The organism is Bacillus sp. EB V-12 (genome assembly GCF_056158125.1).
The window spans coordinates 228884-252528 of record NZ_JBUXJL010000002.1 but is presented as its reverse complement, the minus strand read 5'-3'; the positions used below and the strand labels follow the sequence as shown (position 1 = coordinate 252528).

Sequence of the window (23645 nt, the reverse complement as noted above, 5' to 3'; positions counted from 1 at the left end):
GGAAGCCCTAGCCCCCTAATCCTAGGGCTTCTTTTTTAATAAGGATTTTATGCATTTTATTATTCCCACCAACTTTCTAAATTTTATATTCAATATATAATCACATTTAGTTTATAATATATTAATGGAACGTCACGTGTTTCAAATACAACATTTTTTGATGACCTTTAATACATAAAATGTTGTTATCAAGTCGGGGTAAAGCACCTTTGGGTGTCTTTTCTTTTGTACATTATATTCATTAGGGCTCATTTATTTTTTACAAACCCCACCCTTTTGCTTCCGACGGCGATGAGGAGTGATTTTTTTGTTATCTTTGTCTAAAATTTGTTTCCTAAAAACATACGCAGAAACTTTACGTACAATGGTTTTCACAAATTCTTTTAGAAGTTCAAACAAAACTCCATTAGAGATATTTTTATTAATTTTTTCACCACTAGCCGTAAAAATATCCTATAATCTATATATGACAAATCAATGTATTAGGAGTAGATAAAATGCCAGTTACACTCGAACTTATTCTTTTCATTCTTATAGCAATTAGTGCTGTTGGCTATTTAATAAAAGAATTTCAAAAAACTAGGAAACGAACACTTGGAATTTCACTAGAATTTTTAGTTCTTTTCTGGTCAATATGGAGAATATCAACTATTATAATCTAATTTATAAAACATAAATTCCTTCGAATGAAGTGAAACTCTAATCAGCGGGAGTTTTATGGGATAAATTTACCAGTATTTTCACCACAACATTCATGTTAAAATCCTTTGTGAGTACGACATAACTCGACCTTATGAAGCTCCGCAGCTTTTATCGCGGAGCTTTTTTTATTAAAATTAACGCTTTTGTTCACTTTTTTGATACATTTACGAAACATTCATATGTTACGTTATATAAGTCCTTTTTTAAATCTTATTTATTCTAGCAAAAAGTCCTAGTCCCCCTAGGGCTTTTTTGCATTCAAACAATGAGTTGTATTTTTTCTCAATAATCGAAACTACTTAACATAGTAAAATAATAATCGGACTAGCATTCAATACCATATTACAATGGATCAAATCGCAAAAAGGCACCTTAGGGTGTCTTTTTTATAGAGAATCAGTTTAAAAACTAAAAATAAAAGAACCTCAATAAATGAGGTTCAAAAAATCTACTATTTTAAATTACCTTCGTAAAAAGCAACTCCATTTTGAACATGTTTTAAGTACCACGTAATCGTCCCGCCACAAACATTTTCATTAAAACTATTAGCATATACTCCATTTGAGTAATAAAGAGTTCTTTTGAATTTACCATTAGAATACTCATAAGGAATTGAGCATGTTGCTTGCTTCGGAGAGCTCACAGCTTTTTGCGTATCAGCTGAAGCTGCCCCAATTCCTCCTGTTAATGCAATACCTGTTGCCAATAGCCCTACTACTAATTTCTTGAACATAATAAATCCCCCTTTAATAGTTTTTATAGCTTACAACTTAAATGTATCATTTTTGTAATTTATGTAAATATCTTGAACATGTAGAAATATTTATTTAATTATTGGTAATATTAGGATTTTATTTTATCAAATGTAAAATAGAGGGATTAGAGAAGCATGTGAAAATACAGATAGGTTTATATTAAATGAACGTGGTCCAAGTCGGCGAAAGGCACCTTTTGGTGTCTTTTTTGTACAAAAAAAAATCTCACCATCTTATAGAAACGATAAGACCTTTAAAACAATAATTGCAACTATATTAATTTTACATTACATTAAGGTTAGAGAATGTTCTTATATTAATAAAGTGCTAAATAGTAGGTGGAAAAATGGAATTTAACGATTTGGGTATTACCATTAAAGAACTTAGAATTAAAAAAAATATATCACAATCCGAATTATGTCATGGAATATGTTCACAAAGTCAAATTAGCAAGATTGAAAAAGGTATGATTTATCCATCTAGTATATTGTTATATCAATTATCAGAAAGACTTGGTATTGATCCGAATAACATATTTGCACTAACTCAAAACAAAAGATTAAAATATGTAGAAAATGTAAAATACGTAATAAAAGATTGCTTAAAGCAAAAACAATATAAAGAACTTTATGAAATAGTAAAAAAAGAAAAAAACTTGAATAATTTTCAAACAAAAGATGAGAAACAATTTCTAATGTGGCATGAAGCAATTGCTATATTTATGGTGGATAAATCAATAAAAACTGCTTTAGATTTTTTAAATAATGCATTAAAACTCACTTTAACTAATTCTGATTTTTTATCAGAAAGAGAAATAGATATTATGCAAACAATGGCTATATTTTATGCAGAAAATAAAGAATATGAAAAAAGTATTAATATATTCAAAAGATGTTTAACTAATTTTAATAAATTAGATTTTCCTAGAGATAAAGAAATTAAATTAAAACTCATGTTAAATTTAGCAAAATGTTTCGACTTCACATATCAACATGAAGAGGCAATAAAGTATATTGATAAGGGTATCAAATTAGCAATTAATCTAAATACTTTATACTTACTAGGTGAACTATTCTATTTAAAGGGTCAGTGTTTATTAAAAATGAAACAACATAATGTAGAAGATGTTATTTATAACTGGAAAAAAGCATTATTTATATTTGAACTAACAGAAAAAGAATATTATACAAAAATGCTACCAGATGAACTTATTGAAATACAAAATAAAAAACACTCATAATTTCGTAAAAACTACTTACAAAACCCACAGAAAAAATCCCTACAGCTTTTAAACTTAGATCGATAATATTAAAATTAATTTAAGTCGGCGAAAGGCACCTTTAGATGTCTTTTCTTTATTTTTACAAAGACCTGCTCAATTAATTCTTAAAAACATACTGAGAAGCATTGTTTTATTTATCCCATTTTCATTCATGCTATATATAAAATTCTTTAATAAATCCACCTCAAACATACTTATATGCATAGGAGTATGTTTGAGGTGGAACTTCTTCAAATACTAGTTCCTTTTATAAACCGTTTTTTGATGTAGATGACATTATTCTCAATACAATAGAATGAATTATGGGAACATATTTAGCAATATATATCAAAAAACAATATTAAGAACCCCCCTCCACCTTAAGGTAGAAGGGATCTTTAATTTCTATTTCAAACTACCTAAAATTTCTGTAAAGATAACCCCAAGCATATGTGCACCTGCATCTGGATATCCTAAACTTCTTTCACCAACTACCGCTCCTCTGCCGAATGATCTTTCAACGATAGATTATATGCCTTGAAGTGCTGTTTGCAACATTTCAATTCAGATATACGACAGTAAAGAATACATTATCACAGTGTCAGCAAGCAAAAGTGTATTCTGCATTTCTGAAAACAGTAGATGGCAGATTATGACCTACTGAATCTGCTAAGAAAGAATATACAAGAACATCCTTAACATCCTCTCTATTTCCACTAATGATGACATCAAGGAAATCTTCTACTTGGAATTCTGGAGTAAACAACACAATCTTAGTTGTTCTGTTTGGTTCTAAAGAAACAAAAGTACGAGAGATTTCAACTAATTCATTTTGAGTTGGGAAAAAGGTGTTTCGACTTCTCTTAACAGTTACCGTTACATTACTAGTATGGCAACGTGAATCATTGTTTAACATAATGTTGAGAGCAGTTGGAATAATCCCATTTTCAGAAACTGGAACTCGAAACACTCCAGTAGATTTATGAGCCATATAATCACATCCTTCCAAAATAAAATATATTTACAATATATTAAATGCAAAAAACGTTCATTTTGATATGGACAAATTATATGATTAATATATCTATAATAACCCTCGGTATTACTAAGCCAATGTTTTAAAAGATTAACAAATAATTACCTCTGCAAATTTAGAAAATATCTACACTTTTTACAAACATTATTACAATTAGATAAACTAAAGCAATATCCTATTAACAAAGGGACTCCATAATTGGAGTCCCTTTGTTAATTAGCTATTAAAAATGATCAGCATGTGAGTATTGTATAATTTCTTCCTTTTTTAGAGCATGTTGTGTATCACCTGTATTGTTACTAAATGATAATACTATCACTAATCCTAACGTCGCTAATACAAGCTTCTTCATTATTTTAACGCCCCTTTGCTTAGTAATTTTTGTTTCGCTTCGTAACATACATCGAAATAATCACTAACTTTTTCATGCTTATTCAATTTGCGGAAGCGAACCGCTAATACTTCTGCATATTCTTCTACGAAATCCCACAAATCCTGCTTTTCGAAGTAAGAAATACCTTTTTTCACTTCTTCTTCTAAGAGTTCAATTGCTTCATCTTCATTAAGAGAACGTAAAATATTGAAATGATATACATACTCTTCATTTCCTAATTCTATACAAACTGCTAATCCTTTTTCAATAAGTTCTTTTGCAATAATTGTTTCTCTTAGCTTATGGTGTTCACGTGCTTGTAAGAACAATGCTTTAAAATGGGCAGGATTCTTCTCTGTCACTTCTGATAAATGACGAATCGCTAATGTAGATAAGTTTTGAGTTGCATATAATAATCCTAAATTATGCCTTACTACTAAAATCAATTTTTCTACATTATGTTTTTGCAAAAGGTCAATGGAACGATTCAAATGTTCTTCCGCTTTTTCAAATTGCTTTAAGAATATACAAGCTGTCCCTAATGTGTTTTCGCAAGAAGCAACTTTCATCTCATATCCAGCATGTCTTTCAAAGATTTCTTTCGCTTTATTTGCGTATTCAATAGATATTAGCATACTAGACATATGATGATTTAACACCGCATATTTTTGATAAAACTCTGCATGCTCTAATTCGTCAGAAATATGTTCTAATAGGCTCTCAGCTTCTTCATATTGCCTTCTGGCTTCATTATAGTTACTAAACATTAAAGCATGTTCTGCTTTAAAAGAATGATAGTAATAAGCTGTGAGTGTATCTGTCGATTCATCAATTGTATCAATTGCTTCAAAACTATCTTTTCGAATACTCACTCGATCAGTTAGCATTCTATATTTTAGGTCTAGTAAAGAATAATATAATAATAAATTTTGATTTTCTTTTTCTTCTGCATGTTTAATCTGTTCAATTTTTTCATCTATTTCTTTCTTTAATTCAGTTGCTTTTATAATTTGCTGCGACAACATCATTTGATAAAAATCATTAAGTTGTTGCATAACTGCTTCATGCATTAAAATATTTGTGCTCATATCACTACGTCCTCCTCAACTACTTCTATTTACCTGAATATTACCATAATTTTGCAAATTATATAATAGTTCAACCTCTAATTGTAAATTGATAAAAAATTAACAGAATATTCTTAATGGAGAAAGGAGATTGGCTAACAAATGGTTACTGTATAAAAAATAAAAAACTTGTCATATTGCTTGTATCATATTTGATCTTATATATGGTTCTGTTACAAAGTTTGTTAAGTTAATATAAACTCTAGAAAAAATGAATAAAGATCACCACAGCTAAGCTATCTTTAATCCGGACAATAATATAAACATTCTATTAATTCATATTATTAATAAAGAAATACTTAAATATTCCATTTTTTCTAAAAGTGTATTATACTGTAAATTGCCGAGGGATATATTTTAGTATTTTCTGGTAACTATTCAATTTGTTAGGTTGTTATTAGTATTACGGTAACGAAAACCTTATATTTCCCCTTGAAGATAAAGCATTAGCAGCAATTACATCGAGATATCATAATAATAATTATTTTCTTAATAATATCACGGAATTATAATTCAGAAAATTCTAATCATTAACTGATATAAAGTGCTAAATAAAATATTTAGACAATTGAAGTCCAACAACGATTAGAAGATATATATATTAGAAAAGGAATTTTGGGAGATCTTATCCTATATAACTAATACATATAGTGTTGTATCTTTAAATCAATAAATTTTTCGATAAGCTAGTTAATAGATTATTGAATTTAATCTTTTGATAGAGTTAAAAAAATCAACTTTATATTCTAATTTAGAAATTACTAGGTGGTGTCGGTAGTGTTTGAGTACCTTTTAGTTAAAGCTTTATTTACTATTTTCTTAATTAGCCTAATCGTGTTAATCAGTGTAATATGGACTAAAATAGAAAAAATTATGGACGAGACTGTATTTAAAAACGTTTCTGAAAAAACCAGATATATAGTAACTATGATAATTGTTATGGTGGGAGAATTTGTTCTCATAGTCATTACTTCATTAAATTGGAAAGCTTCAATTATTGACACACTCTTTTTTGGTAGTATTATTTTGTTCTGCTGTATATGGCTAATACCTTATTTTGTTAATCAACAACAAAACGTCGCTAAAGTTATGGATAAGCATTTTAGTGGAGGGGTAGATTTAGGTGAAATTCAAGTTCATCGTGCGAAACTTTCTGCATTTAATTTAGGAAGTATTGTATTTTCTATAGTGGGAATTATTATACCTATTTGTTATTATTTTAAATACTTTTTATAACGGTTTATTGGTTCTGTTGGAAATTTTTTTAAAGATATAGTAATAGGTGAGATTACAGATATTTATGTAGAAACAACTTAGATGTATAAGACAATCCATTTGAGCGAAAACAGTAAAATACCCTAAAAAAAAGAGACCATATAAGGTCTCTTTTACTTGTATTAATTTAAAAATGATACTCATTTCCAAAACATCTACCAGGACTTCTTTTTAGCTGCCGCTATTTCTTGTTGAGCCAATACGATAGTACGTTTTGCATCTTGGATTTCTCTTACCATTTCCATAAAGTTATCATCTCTTAATTCTAGCCTTTTTTCTATTCTTTCTTCACGTTCCTTACGATCTTTTATATCATTTTCAATTTATTTATTTCTTTGATCAATGCGATCACCTAATCTTTGTTCCATTTCTAATAATTTTACTTGCTGCACCTTATTAATCTCTTCTATTGTAAATATCCATTCCCCTCTTTTTTTCCTTCTGGCTTATAATATTTTGCTTTTCCTTCTTTAATTAATCCATTCAACACATCACTATTTTTTAATCTATTTAATTTCATGTGTAGATTATCCAGCGTAATCTCCCAACGATCACATGCTTCCCTCGGCGTCATAATTTCATCCAAAGTAAATAACATTCTCTCCATCTCCTATTTCTGTTATTTACAAGTGAAAATCCAGTTTTTCACAGGCTATTTTACAAATTTTTACAGGGGATATGTTATATCGTGTCGAAGACTTAAATTATAACCATATCTTTTTACTTCTATACTTCCATTATCTAGGAACCCACCCAGTATCCAAGACTAAATTTTACCCATACATCATTTTTTTGATGTAGCTCTTGAATATAAAAACTATTTAATTTTCAAGGAACAATTATTAACTTAAAACTTATTATACGAGGAGGGTGTATCATGAAAAAAATATGCTTTGTATTAATTGTCGACGCTGGTATAAATTATGGTTCAATATTTTCTCTACCATTTTTAAGGAATCAGGATGATTTGAAGGAATTTTTTTCCAATCATTATGATATTTCAATTAATTATATTAGGGATAAAAGCTCAGTTGACTATTTGGTAGTTCCCAAACCGTGTCCACCTTTTAATAATGAAAATAATCTTCCAATAATTGAAGTACCAGCAATTTTATTTATGGAAAAGGATTTTGAAAAAATAAAGACTTATATAGACAATTATTTTTCTAATAACTCATAAAGAAAATAAAAGTACAGTAAAAAGAAGTCCGATAAAAAACGAGTGGCGTAGAATATTTCTATTAATCATTCGTTTTTTATTATATTTACATATATTTTTTAAAAGAGGATTATAGACGTTCTGAAAAAAATTAATTATAACAAGAACAGTGTTCGTGCTACTATCTACGGTTATTTTTTGTACTAAGTACCCCTTTAACTAACAAGACAACAAAAAAAGACCACAAGAAGAAACATCTTCTCATGGTCAAATTTCTGTCTATTATAAATACACCTGTCCCGAAAGAATAGATATCGTGAAATAACATGAAATTTTTTGATAAGATATAATGTCTTCTAACCGCTACTAGTAAAAAGGTATAACAAATAAAATCAAGGAATTATCCTTACAGTATAAAATTCGTTTGAATTTTAATTAGCGATTAATAAGCTTCATCATATACAATCAAAACCTCTTTTCAATATAATTTCTTACTAAGAATATCTCCTTTGAAAACCGTTGTAAATGAAGACATAACAAAAAACGAGATTTATGTCCTTCTGTATCACCAAAATCGGTCGTTTTTGGTAATACAAAAAGACACATACTATTATTCTCGAAAACTACAGAAAAATCCCTCCACCTTAAGGCAGAGGGACTTTCCAATTCCTATTTCAAACTACCCGCAATCTCCGTAAAGATAACCCCAAGTGCATGTGCACCTGCATCTGGATATCCTAAGCTTCTTTCGCCAACTGTACCAGCGCGGCCCATGCGAGCTACGATTTCTTTCGTGTACTCTGCTCCTTTGACCGCTGCTTCTGCTCCTTTTTCAAAGGCAGTTTTTACGTCTACTTCGTTTGAGGCGCTATCTAACCAAGAATCTACACATGGAGCAAGTGCGTCAACAAGTGTTTTGTCACCAACTACTGCTCCTCTGCCGAATGATCTTTCACCGATCGATTGGATGCCTTGCAATGCTGCTTGTAACATTTCAGCGAATTCTTTCACTGTTAGCTCACGTTTTTCGCCCGCTGCTTTACTAGCTGCGCGAAATGCTCCGCCCCAAATTGGGCCTGAAGCTCCGCCGCAATGTTCCATAATAATCATGGAGCAACCGTCAAGGAATGATCCGATCGTTACATTCTCTTGTTCCACGATAGAATGCCACTCACGTTTTAATTGCTTAAATCCTTTTGCTACACTCATTCCGAAATCGCCGTCACCAGCATGCGTATCTAACTCACAAAACGGTACTTCATTTTTAATAATAATATCGCTCATTTTATCAACGAGATAAATCATGCTGTTTAATGTAATAACATTATCTTTAATAACAGCGTGCTCTTCCGCTGTTTCTAGTTCAAAGGAAACTTCCTTCTCTTCTGTTTCTTCAAGTACATTTACGTACTCTACACTTTCAACTGGACCGTCTACTTTAAACGCTGGTGTATTACATTCTTTTGATAGTAATGTTTTTAGCTCTTCATCTAACTTCATTACCGTTAAAGACATACCAGCCATATCAATACTTGTCATATAGTTACCGACGAATACTCTATTAATTTTAATGTTTCTTGCAGCTAGTTCTCTCGTAACTGCGTTGTTAAATAAGTAAAGTTCTTGCAGTGGTGTTCCGCCAAAACCGTTAACTAGAAGCGCAATTTCTTCTCCATCTTTTACTCCTAAATCTTTTACAAGATCATTTGTCATACGGTTCGCTAGTTCATCTGCTGACAGCATTTTTTCACGCTTAATTCCTGGTTCGCCGTGAATACCTACGCCGTATTCCATTTCATCTTCCGCAAGTGTGAAAGTAGGTGATCCGCTCGCTGGAACTGTACAAGACGTTAATGCTAAACCGATTGTGCGCACGTTAGCCGCTGCTTTTTCTGCTACAGCTTTCACCGCTCCTAAATCCATACCTTCTTCCGCTGCTGCGCCAGCAATTTTATGAACTAAAATAACGCCCGCAACGCCGCGGCGCCCTACTGTGTACAGGCTATCTTCTACCGCAATATCATCGTCCACCTTTACGTAGTCGACTTCAATTCCATCTTCCGTCGCTAAATGCGCACCGTTTTTGAAATTCATAATATCGCCGCTATAATTTTTAATAATTAATAACGTACCTTTTTTACTAGCTGTCTCTTTAATTGCTTGGTATACCTGAATTTGTGAAGGTGACGCAAACACATCTCCGCACACTGCCGCATCTAACATTCCTTTTCCGACTAATCCTGCATGTGCCGGCTCATGACCACTACCGCCGCCACTAATTAACGTTACTTTGTTTTCGTTCATTTCTTTCTTCTTGATGACTTTATATTTTTTCAAAAGCTCAAGCTCTGGATGAGCCATAACCATTCCGTTGCACATTTCCATTACTAATGTTTCTGGTTTGTTTATAATCTTTTTCATTGTAGTTCTCCCTCAATTCCTTTAATATATTGTGATATATTTGAAATCTTCTTCTTACTAACCATGTTAAAATGAAAGCGTTTTATAGTAAACGGACAAAATGGACAATCTGTCTCAAGACACCGCTCTCATTTATAGATAGGATTTTTATATTACTAACATTCTAGGGATGATTCAGATGACCTCTTCTATAATTTCTAAAAAGATAATCGCAAACTCATTGAAGTATTTAATGGAAACAGAGTCGTTTCATAAAATATCAGTGAGCGATATTATGTTACACTGTCAAATGCGTAGGCAAACTTTTTATTATCATTTTAAAGATAAATTTGAACTATTAAGCTGGATTTATAGAGAAGAAACGAAAGAAAATATTATAGACTTTCTCGATTATGAAAAATGGGAAAACATTTTCGATTTATTATTTGATTACTTTTATGAAAATCAAAAATTTTACCGAAATGCTTTTAAAGTCATTGAGCAAAACTCGTTTAATCACTATTTATTTGAGCATACGAAAAACTTATATATGAAGATTATTGATGAATTATCTGTGAGCTGTGGATTCAGCCTTTCTGATGAGACAAAAAATACGATTGCCTCCTTTTATAGTCACGGCTTCGTTGGAACGATAAAAGATTGGATTGAAAGTAAGTGCGAAGTAGATCCATCCGTTATGTCTTCTCTTATGAAAAATATGATAAACAATCAATTACTACTATTACTTGAGCAATCAGCAAAGTAATTAAAGGGTGGCAAAAGCAATGAAAAAGATTATGAATGATGTACAAAATATCGTTCAAGATATGCTGCACGGCTTTTATTTTGAACATAACGACAAAGTAAATTACGACGAAACAAATAACATCATTTATGTAAAAAATATCGAAAAACTGGAGCAAGACGTCGCTATTATAAGCGGCGGTGGTAGCGGACATGAACCTGCTGATATTGGTTATGTAGGAAAAGGTATGCTTACAGCGGCAGTAAACGGCAATATTTTCACTCCGCCTACAGTGGAACAAATTGTAGCGGCAACTCGCCTTATGCCAAAAGATAAAAGTATACTATTCATCATTAAAAACTTTAAAGATGACGTTGAGAACTTTCTTGCGGCTGAGCAGATCGCTAAAGAAGAAGGAAGAAAAATTGACCATATTATCGTAAATGACGACGTTTCAATTGAAGATGATGCTTCTTTTAATAAAAGAAGACGCGGCGTAGCTGGTACTGTTTTCGTTCAAAAAATACTTGGTGTGGCCGCTCTTGAAGGCCATTCTCTAGAAGAACTAACAACACTTGGCCGCTCTATCACTGAAAACTTACACACATTAGGAGTTGCCCTTTCCCCTGTCAACGATCCAGTAAAAGGAAAAGCTTCATTCACATTAAATGACGATGAAGTGTTTTATGGCGTCGGCATCCATGGCGAAAAAGGTTACCGTAAAGAAGCACTATCCTCTTCTGAAATATTAGCGATCGAACTAATGAACAAACTAAAAAGCATTTATCGCTGGAGAAAAGGAGACAACTTCGCTATCCTCATTAATGGACTCGGCGCAACTCCATTAATGGAACAATACATTTTCGCAAACGACATTCGCCGTTTGTGTGAACTTGAAGGATTGCAAGTGGCATTCGTAAAGGTTGGTACACTGTTAACTTCTTTAGATATGAAGGGTGTTTCGCTTAGTTTGCTTAAGGTAGAGGATTTGGATTGGGTGAAGTGGTTGAAGGAGAATACGGAAACTGCTAGTTGGTAATACAAATAAAGTGAAACTTTAATCAGCCCTCACCAATCGGGCTTTTACGGGCAGACCGATCCTCACCTTGAAATAAACTTTTAGATAACTCAAAATAACAAGCAAAAAGTCCCTTCAAAGTTAAAGGGACTTTTTAGTATATAGAAATTAGCCTAAACCTAAGATTACATCTCTTGAAAGGGGGCATTTTTATGTTATTCAGGTTTATTGAGGAGCTTTTGTTTGAAGCAACTTTAACCCCATACCAATAAAAATCAGTCCTGTTATCTTATTTAGAATCATTCCTACCTTTTGGTTTCCTCTTAATTTTTTTGTAACATATGAAGAGAAATAAGCAACAAATAAACACCATAATAGTCCAGTTACTGTAAAAGTAAGTCCTAAAATGATAAAAGGCATAGGACCTGAAGCCTTTGTATCTATAAATTGCGGAAGAAACGCAATAAAGAATAAAGAGACTTTTGGATTCGTAAGACTTGTTAAAAGCCCTTGTATATATATTTTTCTAATGTTCAATTTATTGGACGAGGCCTGGAAAGCTACATTCGTCTTATCAAGTATCATTTTAATTCCTAAATATACAAGATAGATAACACCTATAACCTTAATAGTGTTAAATAGCACAATGGATTTTGTAAGTATAATAGATAAACCAAAAGCAACCAACAACGTATGAACTAAAGAACCAGTAATAATACCAAACACAGAATACACACCTGCTTTTCTACCTTGTGAAATACTTCTCCCCACAATGTACATGGTGTCTGCACCAGGAATTAAATTCAATAAAATTCCTGTTAGTAAAAACACTTCATAATTAATAATACCGTACATTCTAGCACCTCTATCTATTTTTTTTGGTGCCCTTATTGATATTAAATTAAACAGACGAAAAAAGAAAGTATTTTCTATTTATTCAATAAAATTAGCGAATTTTTGAATCTACAAACGAAATCCAACTATTAAATGATTCAATTACTGAAGAATTCTGCCCTCAATATTACAGCAAATTTACATTAAAAATGTAAATCCTCATTTCCTTTGTATTTTCCTTTATTAAGTCTTTTTCTTATGAATAATTCTGCAACAATTAAATTGGGTACCCACGCTAACCAAGCAATAATAGCGTAACTAAGTTCAAAACGCTCTATTCCAAATAGAACGATAAACAACGGTAGCCAAATTCTTAATGTAACTGCTCCAAAGGTTAAAGAATAATTTCTAATCATCCAATTCCGATGCTCTTTAATTTTTTTATTCTTAACTCCATTTAACGCTTGATATGCTGATGTTAGCCAAAATACAGATAACAAACCAAAACCTAGCTTCGCTACCAATCCTCCCGTAGCATAAGAGGATAGATATAATCCAGAAACGCCGCCTAATAATATACCAACCATATAGATTCTCCCAGCTATTCGATGACGGTTGATATTCCTTTCTCTAAATTTAGTGGATAATGTAAAAGGACCAATTACTAATGCTACTATACTAGTTGTAATATGTATAAATAGCATCATATACCAGAACGCACTTAATTTAGATCCAAACATAAGCTTCACTTTTACAAGCCCTGTTTGAAAACCATCCATAATAAAATATTGGACAACAATATAACCAGATACTAAAAAAGCAAAAAAGGTAAATACAAACCAAATTTTCCTGTTCAAATTTTACTGCCTCCCCATTATATTCACGAAAATTAGATTATATATTTCTTTTCATTCTCGGGAAAAATAGAAAAGCCTTCTTTACTGATTTCTTTAGCACATTGTTTTTATAAACCGAATGACTTACATGCAACGACGAATAAAATATATGATACAAGGCCCTTCTTCATACATAAAAACCCTCAAGTATGTCGTTCTATACTTGAGGGGTTTTTCATTTATTCTCTCTCGTCTCTCATTTTCTTAAATCAATAATTAGCTCATCTGTAATCTGCTCAAGATGGAAAAATCTTTTTATATAATGGATATCAGACCATTTTTCTTCTCCACCAATAATAAATAATTCTTGCGCATCATACATAAATGAAAAGCTTGGATAGAAACTGTCCGCTTTTATTTCAATCCCACCAGTACGATTACTGATAATCTTACAGTCTGCTGAATAGCTTAATAGCGTATAGAGAGAATCTTGTGCTGATTGGAAGAAATACTTCATAAGTGTGGTTATATCATCACTATTGGTAATGCACACTTTAAAAAAGTTCGTATCCTTTTTCTTATTAGTAAAAACTAGCTCAAAATGAAGTTTATTCTCTTCTAAAAACCCTTCAATAAAGTCTCTACATAAATAAGTTTCAAATAACATATACATAGGAAATTTGTTATGTGTACCCATAAATCCTTTAATGATTTCTTCGAATCCTGTATGCTGATTCAAATTCGTTCCCACTCCTATCATAATAGGGTGATTTAAATAAATAGGATACGGTGATAGCCCTTCATCTTTTAACATATACACTCGTTTTTCATCTGTATGAAGAGCTGGTTTAGACTCTTTTAGTAAGTATTGAGATAATTGAACACTTAACACATTTACACCTACCTATCATGTAATACATAAACTGTATCTATTAAGTTAGAAAAAGGATGAACCATTCATATTTTATCGTGTTTGGGTGTGGAGAACGAGAATCATTTTATAAACGAGATCGCACATCTCATTGGAGGATTACAGGTCTTCCAAATAAAGCTGGATGATAAATTAACATCGCCCCTACAAATGAACACACTAAACAAAAAATAGCCTCGTATTTTATAACTAGAGAAGAATTTGTATCCAGCTTTTTTTCCTCTCTTTTATATATCATTTTAAATAATGCTTTATATAATAAATACCCAATAATCGCCCCGAGGGTGTTCGTAAATAAATCATCAATATCTGTAATTCTATTATTTAGTAATTGATTTAACTCAATTGCCAGTGAAAAAAAGAATCCTGCACATACGGTGTTTTTCATTTTTCTAAACTGCGGCCAAATAGTCGGTAATAAAAAACCTAATGGCATAAACAGTACAATATTTAAAAGATACGTCGTACTACCTGCCGTATCAAATAGAGTCAAGTTGATTTGATTTACACGAATCCACGTTTCATATCTACTTATATCCCATACAGTTGCAATCTGCGTCACCTTATACACTAACGAAAGGTAAAATAGAAAAACATACACCCATAGAAAATGCCGAATAGATATATTGTTTTTCGCTTTAAAATAACATCCAATTTGAAATACAATACAAAACATAATTGTAAAAAAATACGTATACAAATAACTCATCAAAACTTCTCTATGCATGTGGAATCCCCTAACTTTACATTTTCCTCTATGACTTTGTCGTTTTTAGTTTCCTTCTTGATGTAACTCATTTATAAGATAGGAGAAACTTTTAAAATAAAGAGTAGGGTAAATATAAAATTTTTCTTAAATTTTATGTTAGTTTTTATTATTACTCTAATTACTAATCCGCTATTCGTTGTTAGGCAACAGTATGCTTAAACTTAGTTTTCACTTTACTCCTTCTCATCCCTCATACTGTAATACCCCAAATTAATAATAACCAAGAAATACCCACTCATAATTCCAGCAGCAAATGTCCACATGAATTCATGGTGTTCAATTTCATACATAATAATTGCGCCGAGAATTGCGGCTGCGAACCGGTTCATCATTCCGAGCATCGGTGCTTTTTCTTTTTTTACAATGCTATCTCCGAACTTTTCAATACGTCTTCCTAAAATCCAGGCGCAGTACATACTTACTAAAAGGCCAATGCTTATCCCTACGAACTGTGCTGAAAAAGGTGTCACAAGCCATCCCAATAACATTACGCCTAGCAAACAATACATTTGTATGTTGAACGATCTTAATGCCATACGAATCATGTTATTCTCCTTTATCTTTCTCATTGTAATTCCGTATCATCAATCCAATCTCCCAGGCTTCAAGCTTTCAGCTATATCTTTTTTAAAATGAGGGAATTTGATTTTGCTCACCATTAAATAAGCGAGTACACATGTACCAAACGCCACGGAAACTGGATTCTTTAAAAAACATAAAATGAGGAGACACATTGCCGCGAATGGGATTGGCATGCCGATAAAGGTCGGGAGTTTGCTTTGCTGCGTGTTAAATCTCGCAAGCCGAAGCATTCCGCAAATACTATAAGCAAGCGCACATATCATCCCGATAGACTGCAAATCTTTTAACGCGACACTATATGCAAGAATAGACGGTGCCACACCAAAAGTAACTAAATCCGCAAATGAGTCCAACTCTCCACCAATTTCCGAAACAGAATCAAGTTTCCGAGCGACCATACCATCTAAAAAGTCAAACAACATACCCGTAATAATAAAAACTGCTCCCAAATAAATATCGTGAACGAAAACAGCGTAAATAGCTAAAAGTCCACATACAAAATTTGCTATCGTAATCATATTTGGTATGTAACTCATAACACGCTTCTCCTCCTTTCTACTAATTGCTTCATCTACGTTCTTACTCATTACAATTAAGATCCTTCTGTTTTTCTTCCAATATCACTTTATTTATTTTCGTTAACGTCTCGGTCATTTGCTCAAGGGCATTTATATCGATTTTAGAAAAATATTTCTCAATTAATACATCATCTAACTCAGACAACCGCTCTATATACTTACTACCGTTTGGACCAAGTGTAAGAAAATACTCCCGTTTATTATTAGGGTTTACTTGTTTTGAAATCATCTTCTGTTTCTCCAATTTAGATAAAACTTGGCTAACGGCACTTTTGGATACATTAAAGGTAGTCGCAATGTGATTTGCTGTCGTGTTTTCATTTAAATTAATATGAAATAGCATGCTCTCTTGCTGTCCTGTAAGACCGAACTCATCTTTTAACTCCTGGAATAGTAAAATGTAGAATTCATTATAAGCTCGGTTCATTTCATTAATCACTTCTTTATACGTTCTAGTCATAGCGTTATTCCTCCATGCTTTTATTTCGTTTCGTTTAATAGTTAAGTTTACTTAACTTAACTATAGTATACCGTTATGTTCGTGTAAAGGGAAATATAACGCTACACTTTACTCACAGTGATACAAAAAAGAAGACACTCTTCTAAAACAAGTTAAGTCCCTTCTTCCTCACTGCTTCCTTCATCCAAATACCCAATTAATCGTTCTGAATAATCAAAAAGAAAACCAATTAAATTCCATATAGACCCATTACTGGTTAAAATGTTATAATGGAATCACCCTACATAGTTACTCATAGCCAGACTGAGGAACTAGCGTCTTATTAAGTAATGCGCATAACTAAAATAAAAAAGACACTTTACGGTGTCTTTTTTATTTATATTCATTGCAATTATCTCTTTTATAAACAAACTCTATCAAACAGTAAAGGAGACTAACAGATGGAACATCCTGTTGCAAGAGAATTACGTTTTATACGGGTATGTCTTATCATTTTGATTATTGTCATTGCATTCTGGGATCGTGAGAAAACTGTGGAAATTACTGATCACGGTAGCGATCCTATTTTAAACACCAGCAATATGATCCAAGTTGGTGAGAATACATTTGCATACAAAGATGAATCGAATCAAATTAAAATATTTAAGTTTAATCCAGATACAAATGAAATAAAATTAATAAAAGAGTTTTATGCTAACGAATATTAATTACATGAATTAAATAATTCAAATCTGTAGAAGACACTTTAAAGTGTCTTTTCTTTATGAACTACAAAGTATGAGGCCCCAAGCCATTAGCTGCAATTACGACTAAGGCTTTTACTATATAAAAAATAAAACATAGTAAGAATAGAATACTCACTTAAATTATTTTTCACTTCACAAACTACATCCAAAAAGTTGGATAACTTCTTTTACTACTCATATTATTAATGAATAAAGCAATAACTACAATAACAACGGAGCCAATTAAAACTGGTGTTACTAAATAACTCCAACTATTTGCCCCTAAAATAACGATAATCGGATCGGCGCCTGCCGGAGGGTGCGTCGTTCTCGTTAACATCATAACGGCTATTGCCATCCCCACCGCTAAAGCAATTGTCCAATATTCATTCCCAAACAAATGATATATTGATAGACCAATGAAAGTTGAAATCAAATGTCCTCCAATAATATTACGCGGCTGAGATAATGGCGCATTCCAAACTCCAAACGCTAATACACAACTCGCACCAAATGGAGCCATTAATAATTCTGTAGAGGTTATGCTCGTTAAATATGTTAAGGTAAGAATTGTTAAAAATCCCCCTAGTAGTCCCGTTAAAGAGTCCTTTACATTTACTTGTAATGGACTTCTTCCTTTCCCTTTCATTTTTGTAAAATATCGTACACTTATTGGTTGAGGGTCTTTTTGCTTAGTTGCTGTTATATTATTCATCGTTCTCCTCCTTTATTTACCAACCATTATAACTCGGCAATAACTAACCTGTAAATATTAATTTTAGAGGTTAGTTATAGAATGCAAAAAAAGAATCAACTATTATAAGTTGATTCTCTAAACTTCCTCAAATTTTCGATCCTGAAATTTTGCTACCTTTTTCCGGTTCCCACATATTTTCATAGAACACCATTTTCGTTTCCCACTCTTATCTATAAATAATAAAACACATTCAGGATTTGAACACCTTTTAAGGGAAATCAGCTTATTTTCTGCTATTAAGGTTAAAGCATCAAATGCAATTAACGATGCGAGTACATCCTCGATTTCTCCAACTGGGATAGATACTAGCTGCTGTTCAATGATTTTATATGTAAATGGTGCCTTCTCAATTTGTTTTTCTAAATACGTAATAAAATCATTAGAAATTTCTTGCTGATCAGCAATTGCCTCAAACTGTTTTCTCAATACTTCTCTTACCTCTAATATGCTAGATGTAACTTGATCCATTCGCTTCTGAATTCCTATAAGTGTTTTTTCATTCCAAAAAGGAAGATTAACCTTTATTACATGTAGCCATTCTAATACATCTTCATCTGTTATTAATAAATCATAACGTTGTCCACGCCTAACTAACTCTGTATTTACTAAATCTAATGAGAGATTTCCCGATATAAGCGGGAATTGTTTTGTTTCCTGCATGTACTCATCACCTTCTCTTTAAATAATCATATTCCAAATTAATACAGAAGTACAACTTTTTTTATAAACTACAAAGTATGAAGATTAAGGCCTTTAGCCATAATTATGACTAAAGGCTTTTGGTATGTAAGTAAATGAAAAAGGAGCTAATTTTATGGAACATAATAAAAATGGAGTGCTTGCTTTAATTGTTTTATTTGTAGGACTAGCATTTTTTGTTAGTGGAATGGTTTATCATTTATGGGGCTCATTTTAATTTCAACTTTTAGACAAATAAATAATTCGAATCGGAAAAACGCACAACATTTTCCCTTTTCCTTCCAAAATTAATGTAATAAGATATAAAATGTAATACATATAAAGACAAATATATAGCACTCATTAAAAGTGCTTCTATTTTGGAAGGAAGAAACAAACGATGAACAAAAAGTTATTAGCATCATTATTATGTAGCACATTCTTGTTTGGAGTATCAGCGTGCAGTTCACATGATGCGCCTGCGAAAAATGAGCAGGCGACTTCTAAAAAAACAGAGAATGACAAACTTAGCAACAAGGATTCGCAAAAAGAACTTCCTACCAATGTAGATTCCTCTGATGTATACATGTCAATGGGATCTGCCGAGTCACTAGATGTTCTAGGGACTGGAGAAGTTAAAGCACAAGGTGTCTTTAAAGTATTAGACATCGCAGTTTATAATCGTAAAGAAGAACCCATTACACTAGATATCAACAACTTTAAATTAATTGATGGATTTGGAAGAAAATATCACATTTCCAATGAATATCAGTCAGTACTTAAAGCTGCAAATATCTCCACATTCAAATTTAATATTGTTAATCCTAATGAAAGTTCGGAAGGAAACATTGTATTTGATGTACCGAAAAACACGCAAGGATTAACTTTAAAAAAATTAATAATGATAAGTTAGATAAAGAACTCCAATTAAAAGTGGAATAGGCCAATAAATACGTCTCCCTTAACATTCTCTACTGACATAAAAAAGTACAGTCTTTTCTACAGCAGACTGTACTTTTTTTATCATTTCACATAACATTCCCTAATTTTTTTGACTAGCTGCTCTCCAATCACGAAAAGATGTTGGGCGTCCAGAAAAAGCTCTTTGCTTTGTAACAGATGGTTTTTCTTCAGGAGTCATTGTTTTTTCTTTAAGAGTCGCTGGTTTTTCTTTAATCGTCACTGATTTTTCTTCAAGAATAGTCACAGTTGTTTGCATTTTCTCTAACTGTTCTTTCAACAATTGTTGTTCAATCTTTAAATCCGTAAGTAAACGTAAAATCATCTCAGAATTAGCCATAAGATCCTCCTTCCCCCAATACACAGAATAAAATACAATATGTAGAAGACAAAATTCCGGTGACAAAAATAAGATCGTCAACTCTTTTTAACTTCCAAAATCCTTTTATTTTTTTAAGGACCTGCTCCATTCACCCTTAAAAACATAAATTAAATTAAATCCATTAATAAATGGTCTTTATGGAAGGAGGAGTTAATATGGGCTATGGAGGTAGTTGTGGTGGTGGCTGTGGTTTCGGCGGCGGATTTGCCTTACTTGTTGTGCTCTTCATCTTATTAATCATCGTTGGCGCTAGCTGTTGGGGCGGCGGATTCGGCTGCTAAGGAGAGGCACTCTTGAGAGTGTCTTTTTTTGATATGTGGCTCGTATACATATTGTTCAAATCTATATATTTTTTAAAAATATAGATTTAAAGCATATTTCTCAATGAATAAAACAATTTAACATGGTAAAATAATAGTTGGATGGGAGTCCAATATATTATTAAAATTAAGATGGTTCAAGTCGAAGGAAGGCACCTTAGGGTGTCTTTTCTTTATGACTTCTATCATCAACAAAGGGTGATACAAACTATTACATATGTTTGTACCACCCTTTATTGATGCGTTTAGACTTCACAGTTGTTGAAGTTTTAGACTTCTCCCTTAGTGTACCCATATTATTAGAACATCCTGTAATCTGTAGACAAAATGTAGCTAATAAAAACAATATTAATAATTTCTTCAATAAATCCTCCTACATGCATAAAACACGATATGTTACAAAACAAACATAACATCAACCCTTTATAAAAACAATATAATCCTCGGTCCTTAAGCTATCTCTTAACATAGGAGTACCGCTACATATTCATCAAGCTAAGATTTTAAAATATCCTTTACTTAAGGAATTTGTAAGTATCAAGTAAGAAAAACGAGAGCTTTGTTTCGTATAATCAAAATATAAAGTGAAGGAAGAAAGATTATTTCTGGGATTAATATGCATGTGACAAGAGAAGAAAGCTACGTTTTTTTAGAATAATAATATGAGTATGTCCAAGTTTTGGAGATTGCTTGCAAATATTTTGAAGTTTTCGCACCAGAATTCTAATTACCATACCTGTTTTGTACCATCACGTATTGGAGGTTAAAACATGAATAAAAAAAAGAAAATACAAAGATCAGTACTTACCTTTCCCCTACTCTTTTCTTTAGGCGTTTCATCTTTCCCGCTTACAACAACTATTCACGCAGATACACGCGAAGAACAATCTGCTGAAAAGAAACTAGTCTCTTTAACGGAGCGTACATCATTATTTTTTGAATATCTCCAGCAAGGTAAGTATGCAGAGGCACTACAGTTGACGTCTACTGCTTTTCAATCCAAGTTTACAGCAACCACATTACAAAACTGGTGGACACAAAGTGGCTGGAGCGGGATAAAAAGCATGGGAACCCCCGTGATAAAAGAACGAAACTTGGTCCATCAGACGGTAGAAATTCCAGCAGCTACCGAAGGAACTACCATACCGCTACTCCTTAAATTCACACCTGGCGGGAAAGTAGATGAAATTGGAGAAAGGCCACCCGAAGAATCTTATACCATCCCACATCCTAGCTATGATCAACCTGACTCCTATCAAGAACGTGAAATCGTCATTGGAAATTCTACCTATCCGTTACCAGCGACATTAACAGTTCCGAAGCATCAGCGTGGTGAAAAGGTACCCGTCGTTGTTCTTGTGCATGGTGCTGGCATCCATGATCGCGATGCTACCTATTTGGGAACAAAAATCTTACGAGACCTTGCGGTGGGCCTTTCATCCAACGGAATTGCAGTGTTGCGCTATGAAAAACGTACCTTAGAACATGCATTAAAGATGAGTGCAGAACCCGTTACGTTAGACCGTGATACTACAGATGATGCTATATATGCAGCAAAATCCGCAGCGCAGCAGGAAGGCATTGATCCAAATAATATTTTCATTCTCGGACATAGCCAAGGAGCTGGCACAATGCCGCGTATACTGAGCAAAGCGCCTTCTTCACTTGTTCGAGGAAGTATCTTACTCGCACCACCTGCACGCCCTTTGACTGACATTGCCATTGATCAGTATCAATACCTTGGGAAACCACAGGAAGAAATCGATGAACTAAAAAGACAGGCTGCTTTTATTCAGGATCCTACTTTCAATCCTGATCATCCTCCAGCTGGCTACAATTTTGGATCACCTCATTTTATGTATGATGTTTCTAGGTGGCGTCCAGTTGAAGAGGCAAAATCACGAAAAGAGCCTTTACTCATTCTGCAAGGAGCACGCGATTATCAAGTAACAGTAAAAAATGAATATACAAAATGGCAAGAAGGGCTTGCAAACCGCAGGAATGTTCAGTTCAAAAAATACCCGAAATTGAATCATTTCTTCACGGAGGGTGACGGGGAATTAAGCCTCCCTAGTGAATATGAAATCCCTGCTAATGTTCCCGAGTACGTCATCCAGGACATTATTACATGGGTTAACGAGACAAAAAAATAAGAAAACATCAAAAGCCTTCATGCAATCATTATTGCGTGAAGGCTTTTTGAAACTAGTGATTTAGACATATCTATTATAATTATATTTTTCTACGCACTACATAAAAAGCTAAGGACCCCATCATAACAGGTGCTACGAAATAAAAGAAATGTGAAAAAGAAAAAGTAAAAAGAAAAAGAAATGGTATAAGTGTATAGATAACTGCTAGTCCTATAAATAAAGGAATTCCAAATTGAAACTCTCGACATCGTTTAATTTTCCTATATAAAACTTCCCCAATTAGACAAGCTATAAGAGCTGGTATACTACCATAAGTGACGATAGTTTTTATGAACCCCTGTAAAACGTCTGGGTGAATAAAGCTAGGATTAAAAATATATGAAATTAAGAACCATCCAAAAATAAAAGCAAATAGACTTGCAGCATAACTAACTACAAATTTTATCAAAGTAAGCAACGTAATCATCCTCACAATTCCCTAATATTACCTTCATTTTATCATTTTCTCTTAAAAAGATTCCAAAAGGGTATACTTGCCCTTCAGTTGTCTTTTTTAACGCTTGTTCAAGACGTATTTTTTGATGTTATTTTGTATAAAAAACTTTTGGGAGCAACCTGTTCGAAAAATTGATAAAGAATAAGCGATTGAAGGATGAAAACAGAAGACTACAAGGAAAACTGTATGAACAAATATAATGAAACAAGGCTCTTACTTTGTAGCGGTATCCACGAAGTAAGAGCCTTGTTTTTTCTACTCATTTTTTATATCAGCCTTGATTTTCCGATGGAAAGGCACAGAAAATCTACTACAGAAGGTGTGATACCTCTA

At 32.6% G+C, this 23645-nt stretch carries 26 protein-coding genes and 4 pseudogenes; 9 read left to right on the top strand and 21 right to left on the bottom strand.

Going from position 1 to position 23645, the window contains the following annotated elements; genetic code table 11:
• Window positions 1–1153 precede the first annotated feature (1153 nt).
• The gene (locus ACZDYH_RS07875; RefSeq protein ID WP_000473837.1) at window positions 1154–1435 is read right to left on the bottom strand and encodes an LCI fold-containing protein; all 282 of its coding nucleotides are present in this window, start codon (window positions 1433–1435) and stop codon (window positions 1154–1156) included.
• Between the two features lie 368 nt (window positions 1436–1803).
• Here ACZDYH_RS07875 and ACZDYH_RS07870 point away from each other — a divergent pair, with 368 nt between their 5' ends.
• Window positions 1804–2697 (top strand): helix-turn-helix domain-containing protein, encoded by an 894-nt coding sequence (locus ACZDYH_RS07870; protein WP_000395467.1) that lies wholly within the window; start codon window positions 1804–1806, stop codon window positions 2695–2697.
• Between the two features lie 426 nt (window positions 2698–3123).
• On the opposite strand, the gene ACZDYH_RS07865 is transcribed toward ACZDYH_RS07870, so the two are convergent.
• The 4 genes from ACZDYH_RS07865 to ACZDYH_RS07850 all read right to left on the bottom strand — a co-directional run bounded on the left by ACZDYH_RS07865 (window position 3124) and on the right by ACZDYH_RS07850 (window position 5215).
• Complete coding sequence (locus ACZDYH_RS07865; protein ID WP_071740898.1) at window positions 3124–3243, bottom strand: DAK2 domain-containing protein; 120 nt, start codon at window positions 3241–3243, stop codon at window positions 3124–3126.
• 76 nt (window positions 3244–3319) lie between these two features.
• Window positions 3320–3709 carry a hypothetical protein gene (locus tag ACZDYH_RS07860; protein ID WP_000940664.1) on the bottom strand — a complete coding sequence of 130 codons (390 nt, stop codon included), beginning with the start codon at window positions 3707–3709 and terminating at the stop codon, window positions 3320–3322.
• 268 nt (window positions 3710–3977) lie between these two features.
• Window positions 3978–4106, bottom strand: coding sequence for a hypothetical protein (locus ACZDYH_RS07855; RefSeq protein ID WP_000737558.1), 129 nt, complete (start codon window positions 4104–4106; stop codon window positions 3978–3980).
• Window positions 4106–5215 (bottom strand): response regulator aspartate phosphatase, encoded by a 1110-nt coding sequence (locus ACZDYH_RS07850; protein ID WP_474886090.1) that lies wholly within the window; start codon window positions 5213–5215, stop codon window positions 4106–4108. The genes ACZDYH_RS07855 and ACZDYH_RS07850 overlap by 1 nt, the downstream gene beginning before the upstream one ends.
• A gap of 816 nt (window positions 5216–6031) precedes the next feature.
• On the opposite strand from ACZDYH_RS07850, the gene ACZDYH_RS07845 reads away from it, so the two are divergent.
• On the top strand, window positions 6032–6490 hold the full coding sequence (locus ACZDYH_RS07845; RefSeq protein ID WP_098472723.1) for a hypothetical protein: 459 nt from the start codon (window positions 6032–6034) through the stop codon (window positions 6488–6490).
• A 194-nt stretch (window positions 6491–6684) separates the two neighbouring features.
• Here ACZDYH_RS07845 and ACZDYH_RS07840 read toward each other — a convergent pair.
• Together ACZDYH_RS07840 and ACZDYH_RS07835 are read right to left on the bottom strand one after the other, a co-directional pair.
• A pseudogene (locus tag ACZDYH_RS07840) lies at window positions 6685–6939 on the bottom strand (DUF3967 domain-containing protein); the annotation flags it as partial.
• Window positions 6925–7127: pseudogene (locus ACZDYH_RS07835) on the bottom strand (helix-turn-helix domain-containing protein); the annotation flags it as partial. The pseudogenes ACZDYH_RS07840 and ACZDYH_RS07835, both read right to left, overlap by 15 nt.
• 279 nt (window positions 7128–7406) lie before the next feature.
• On the opposite strand from ACZDYH_RS07835, the gene ACZDYH_RS07830 reads away from it, so the two are divergent.
• Window positions 7407–7709 (top strand): hypothetical protein, encoded by a 303-nt coding sequence (locus tag ACZDYH_RS07830; RefSeq protein WP_474886087.1) that lies wholly within the window; start codon window positions 7407–7409, stop codon window positions 7707–7709.
• Window positions 7710–8357: 648 nt separating this feature from the next.
• Here the strand turns inward: ACZDYH_RS07830 and dhaK are convergent.
• The gene (dhaK, locus tag ACZDYH_RS07825; protein WP_102956974.1) at window positions 8358–10109 is read right to left on the bottom strand and encodes a dihydroxyacetone kinase subunit DhaK; all 1752 of its coding nucleotides are present in this window, start codon (window positions 10107–10109) and stop codon (window positions 8358–8360) included.
• A gap of 178 nt (window positions 10110–10287) precedes the next feature.
• Between dhaK and dhaS the strand changes: the two genes are divergently transcribed.
• Window positions 10288–10854, top strand: coding sequence for a dihydroxyacetone kinase transcriptional activator DhaS (gene dhaS / locus ACZDYH_RS07820; RefSeq protein ID WP_000204213.1), 567 nt, complete (start codon window positions 10288–10290; stop codon window positions 10852–10854).
• A 19-nt stretch (window positions 10855–10873) separates the two neighbouring features.
• The gene (dhaQ, locus tag ACZDYH_RS07815; RefSeq protein ID WP_474886085.1) at window positions 10874–11872 is read left to right on the top strand and encodes a DhaKLM operon coactivator DhaQ; all 999 of its coding nucleotides are present in this window, start codon (window positions 10874–10876) and stop codon (window positions 11870–11872) included.
• Between the two features lie 204 nt (window positions 11873–12076).
• Here dhaQ and ACZDYH_RS07810 read toward each other — a convergent pair whose 3' ends face one another.
• From ACZDYH_RS07810 to ACZDYH_RS07780, 7 genes are all read right to left on the bottom strand, one after another.
• A complete protein-coding gene (locus tag ACZDYH_RS07810; RefSeq protein ID WP_000274247.1) occupies window positions 12077–12706 on the bottom strand; it encodes a LysE family translocator in 630 nt (209 codons plus the stop codon).
• A 182-nt stretch (window positions 12707–12888) separates the two neighbouring features.
• A complete protein-coding gene (locus tag ACZDYH_RS07805) occupies window positions 12889–13542 on the bottom strand; it encodes a DUF2306 domain-containing protein (RefSeq protein ID WP_088362889.1) in 654 nt (217 codons plus the stop codon).
• Between the two features lie 235 nt (window positions 13543–13777).
• A complete protein-coding gene (locus ACZDYH_RS07800) occupies window positions 13778–14413 on the bottom strand; it encodes a hypothetical protein (RefSeq protein WP_088362890.1) in 636 nt (211 codons plus the stop codon).
• A gap of 127 nt (window positions 14414–14540) precedes the next feature.
• On the bottom strand, window positions 14541–15179 hold the full coding sequence (locus ACZDYH_RS07795; RefSeq protein ID WP_088362891.1) for a VanZ family protein: 639 nt from the start codon (window positions 15177–15179) through the stop codon (window positions 14541–14543).
• A 215-nt stretch (window positions 15180–15394) separates the two neighbouring features.
• Window positions 15395–15766, bottom strand: coding sequence for an ATP synthase subunit I (locus ACZDYH_RS07790; protein WP_006917967.1), 372 nt, complete (start codon window positions 15764–15766; stop codon window positions 15395–15397).
• A 39-nt stretch (window positions 15767–15805) separates the two neighbouring features.
• A complete protein-coding gene (gene pssA, locus ACZDYH_RS07785) occupies window positions 15806–16390 on the bottom strand; it encodes a CDP-diacylglycerol--serine O-phosphatidyltransferase (protein WP_000042263.1) in 585 nt (194 codons plus the stop codon).
• Entirely contained in the window at window positions 16383–16841 is a 459-nt protein-coding gene (locus ACZDYH_RS07780; RefSeq protein ID WP_000198944.1) for a MarR family winged helix-turn-helix transcriptional regulator, read from the bottom strand. Before ACZDYH_RS07780 ends, pssA begins: the two co-directional genes overlap by 8 nt.
• A gap of 440 nt (window positions 16842–17281) precedes the next feature.
• On the opposite strand from ACZDYH_RS07780, the gene ACZDYH_RS07775 reads away from it, so the two are divergent.
• Entirely contained in the window at window positions 17282–17548 is a 267-nt protein-coding gene (locus ACZDYH_RS07775; RefSeq protein WP_046392418.1) for a YmzC family protein, read from the top strand.
• A gap of 178 nt (window positions 17549–17726) precedes the next feature.
• On the opposite strand, the gene ACZDYH_RS07770 is transcribed toward ACZDYH_RS07775, so the two are convergent.
• Together ACZDYH_RS07770 and ACZDYH_RS07765 are read right to left on the bottom strand one after the other, a co-directional pair.
• The gene (locus ACZDYH_RS07770) at window positions 17727–18281 is read right to left on the bottom strand and encodes an HPP family protein (protein ID WP_001059994.1); all 555 of its coding nucleotides are present in this window, start codon (window positions 18279–18281) and stop codon (window positions 17727–17729) included.
• Window positions 18282–18398: 117 nt separating this feature from the next.
• On the bottom strand, window positions 18399–18983 hold the full coding sequence (locus ACZDYH_RS07765) for a CGNR zinc finger domain-containing protein (RefSeq protein WP_313755213.1): 585 nt from the start codon (window positions 18981–18983) through the stop codon (window positions 18399–18401).
• 418 nt (window positions 18984–19401) lie between these two features.
• Between ACZDYH_RS07765 and ACZDYH_RS07760 the strand changes: the two are divergent.
• A pseudogene (locus tag ACZDYH_RS07760) lies at window positions 19402–19943 on the top strand (DUF4352 domain-containing protein).
• Window positions 19944–20043: 100 nt separating this feature from the next.
• On the opposite strand, the gene ACZDYH_RS07755 reads toward ACZDYH_RS07760, so the two are convergent.
• A complete protein-coding gene (locus tag ACZDYH_RS07755; protein WP_140421588.1) occupies window positions 20044–20301 on the bottom strand; it encodes a hypothetical protein in 258 nt (85 codons plus the stop codon).
• 197 nt (window positions 20302–20498) lie between these two features.
• Between ACZDYH_RS07755 and ACZDYH_RS07750 the strand changes: the two genes are divergently transcribed.
• Complete coding sequence (locus tag ACZDYH_RS07750; RefSeq protein ID WP_000540377.1) at window positions 20499–20624, top strand: YjcZ family sporulation protein; 126 nt, start codon at window positions 20499–20501, stop codon at window positions 20622–20624.
• Window positions 20625–20874: 250 nt separating this feature from the next.
• Here ACZDYH_RS07750 and ACZDYH_RS07745 read toward each other — a convergent pair whose 3' ends face one another.
• Window positions 20875–21027, bottom strand: coding sequence for a hypothetical protein (locus ACZDYH_RS07745; protein WP_000734755.1), 153 nt, complete (start codon window positions 21025–21027; stop codon window positions 20875–20877).
• 406 nt (window positions 21028–21433) lie between these two features.
• Here ACZDYH_RS07745 and ACZDYH_RS07740 point away from each other — a divergent pair, with 406 nt between their 5' ends.
• Entirely contained in the window at window positions 21434–22816 is a 1383-nt protein-coding gene (locus ACZDYH_RS07740; RefSeq protein ID WP_259592953.1) for an alpha/beta hydrolase, read from the top strand.
• 79 nt (window positions 22817–22895) lie between these two features.
• Here ACZDYH_RS07740 and ACZDYH_RS07735 read toward each other — a convergent pair whose 3' ends face one another.
• Window positions 22896–23282: a hypothetical protein gene (locus tag ACZDYH_RS07735; protein ID WP_000631591.1), complete on the bottom strand. Its 387-nt coding sequence runs from the start codon at window positions 23280–23282 to the stop codon at window positions 22896–22898.
• Window positions 23266–23463: pseudogene (locus tag ACZDYH_RS07730) on the bottom strand (GNAT family N-acetyltransferase); the annotation flags it as partial. The gene ACZDYH_RS07735 and the pseudogene ACZDYH_RS07730, both read right to left, overlap by 17 nt.
• Window positions 23464–23645 lie beyond the last annotated feature (182 nt).

Excerpts from the sequence above, each read along its gene's own strand:
- ACZDYH_RS07855 (WP_000737558.1), bottom strand. The coding sequence starts at position 4,106 with ATGAAGAAGCTTGTATTAGCGACGTTAGGATTAGTGATAGTATTATCA.
- ACZDYH_RS07740 (WP_259592953.1), top strand. The coding sequence starts at position 21,434 with ATGAATAAAAAAAAGAAAATACAAAGATCAGTACTTACCTTTCCCCTA.
- ACZDYH_RS07790 (WP_006917967.1), bottom strand. The coding sequence starts at position 15,766 with ATGATTCGTATGGCATTAAGATCGTTCAACATACAAATGTATTGTTTG.
- ACZDYH_RS07875 (WP_000473837.1), bottom strand. The coding sequence starts at position 1,435 with ATGTTCAAGAAATTAGTAGTAGGGCTATTGGCAACAGGTATTGCATTA.
- dhaK (WP_102956974.1), bottom strand. The coding sequence starts at position 10,109 with ATGAAAAAGATTATAAACAAACCAGAAACATTAGTAATGGAAATGTGC.
- ACZDYH_RS07860 (WP_000940664.1), bottom strand. The coding sequence starts at position 3,709 with ATGGCTCATAAATCTACTGGAGTGTTTCGAGTTCCAGTTTCTGAAAAT.
- ACZDYH_RS07770 (WP_001059994.1), bottom strand. The coding sequence starts at position 18,281 with ATGAATAATATAACAGCAACTAAGCAAAAAGACCCTCAACCAATAAGT.
- ACZDYH_RS07850 (WP_474886090.1), bottom strand. The coding sequence starts at position 5,215 with ATGAGCACAAATATTTTAATGCATGAAGCAGTTATGCAACAACTTAAT.
- ACZDYH_RS07870 (WP_000395467.1), top strand. The coding sequence starts at position 1,804 with ATGGAATTTAACGATTTGGGTATTACCATTAAAGAACTTAGAATTAAA.
- pssA (WP_000042263.1), bottom strand. The coding sequence starts at position 16,390 with ATGAGTAAGAACGTAGATGAAGCAATTAGTAGAAAGGAGGAGAAGCGT.
- ACZDYH_RS07830 (WP_474886087.1), top strand. The coding sequence starts at position 7,407 with ATGAAAAAAATATGCTTTGTATTAATTGTCGACGCTGGTATAAATTAT.
- ACZDYH_RS07750 (WP_000540377.1), top strand. The coding sequence starts at position 20,499 with ATGGGCTATGGAGGTAGTTGTGGTGGTGGCTGTGGTTTCGGCGGCGGA.
- ACZDYH_RS07775 (WP_046392418.1), top strand. The coding sequence starts at position 17,282 with ATGGAACATCCTGTTGCAAGAGAATTACGTTTTATACGGGTATGTCTT.
- ACZDYH_RS07795 (WP_088362891.1), bottom strand. The coding sequence starts at position 15,179 with ATGCATAGAGAAGTTTTGATGAGTTATTTGTATACGTATTTTTTTACA.
- ACZDYH_RS07755 (WP_140421588.1), bottom strand. The coding sequence starts at position 20,301 with ATGGCTAATTCTGAGATGATTTTACGTTTACTTACGGATTTAAAGATT.
- ACZDYH_RS07780 (WP_000198944.1), bottom strand. The coding sequence starts at position 16,841 with ATGACTAGAACGTATAAAGAAGTGATTAATGAAATGAACCGAGCTTAT.
- ACZDYH_RS07735 (WP_000631591.1), bottom strand. The coding sequence starts at position 23,282 with ATGATTACGTTGCTTACTTTGATAAAATTTGTAGTTAGTTATGCTGCA.
- ACZDYH_RS07765 (WP_313755213.1), bottom strand. The coding sequence starts at position 18,983 with ATGCAGGAAACAAAACAATTCCCGCTTATATCGGGAAATCTCTCATTA.
- dhaQ (WP_474886085.1), top strand. The coding sequence starts at position 10,874 with ATGAAAAAGATTATGAATGATGTACAAAATATCGTTCAAGATATGCTG.
- dhaS (WP_000204213.1), top strand. The coding sequence starts at position 10,288 with ATGACCTCTTCTATAATTTCTAAAAAGATAATCGCAAACTCATTGAAG.
- ACZDYH_RS07810 (WP_000274247.1), bottom strand. The coding sequence starts at position 12,706 with ATGTACGGTATTATTAATTATGAAGTGTTTTTACTAACAGGAATTTTA.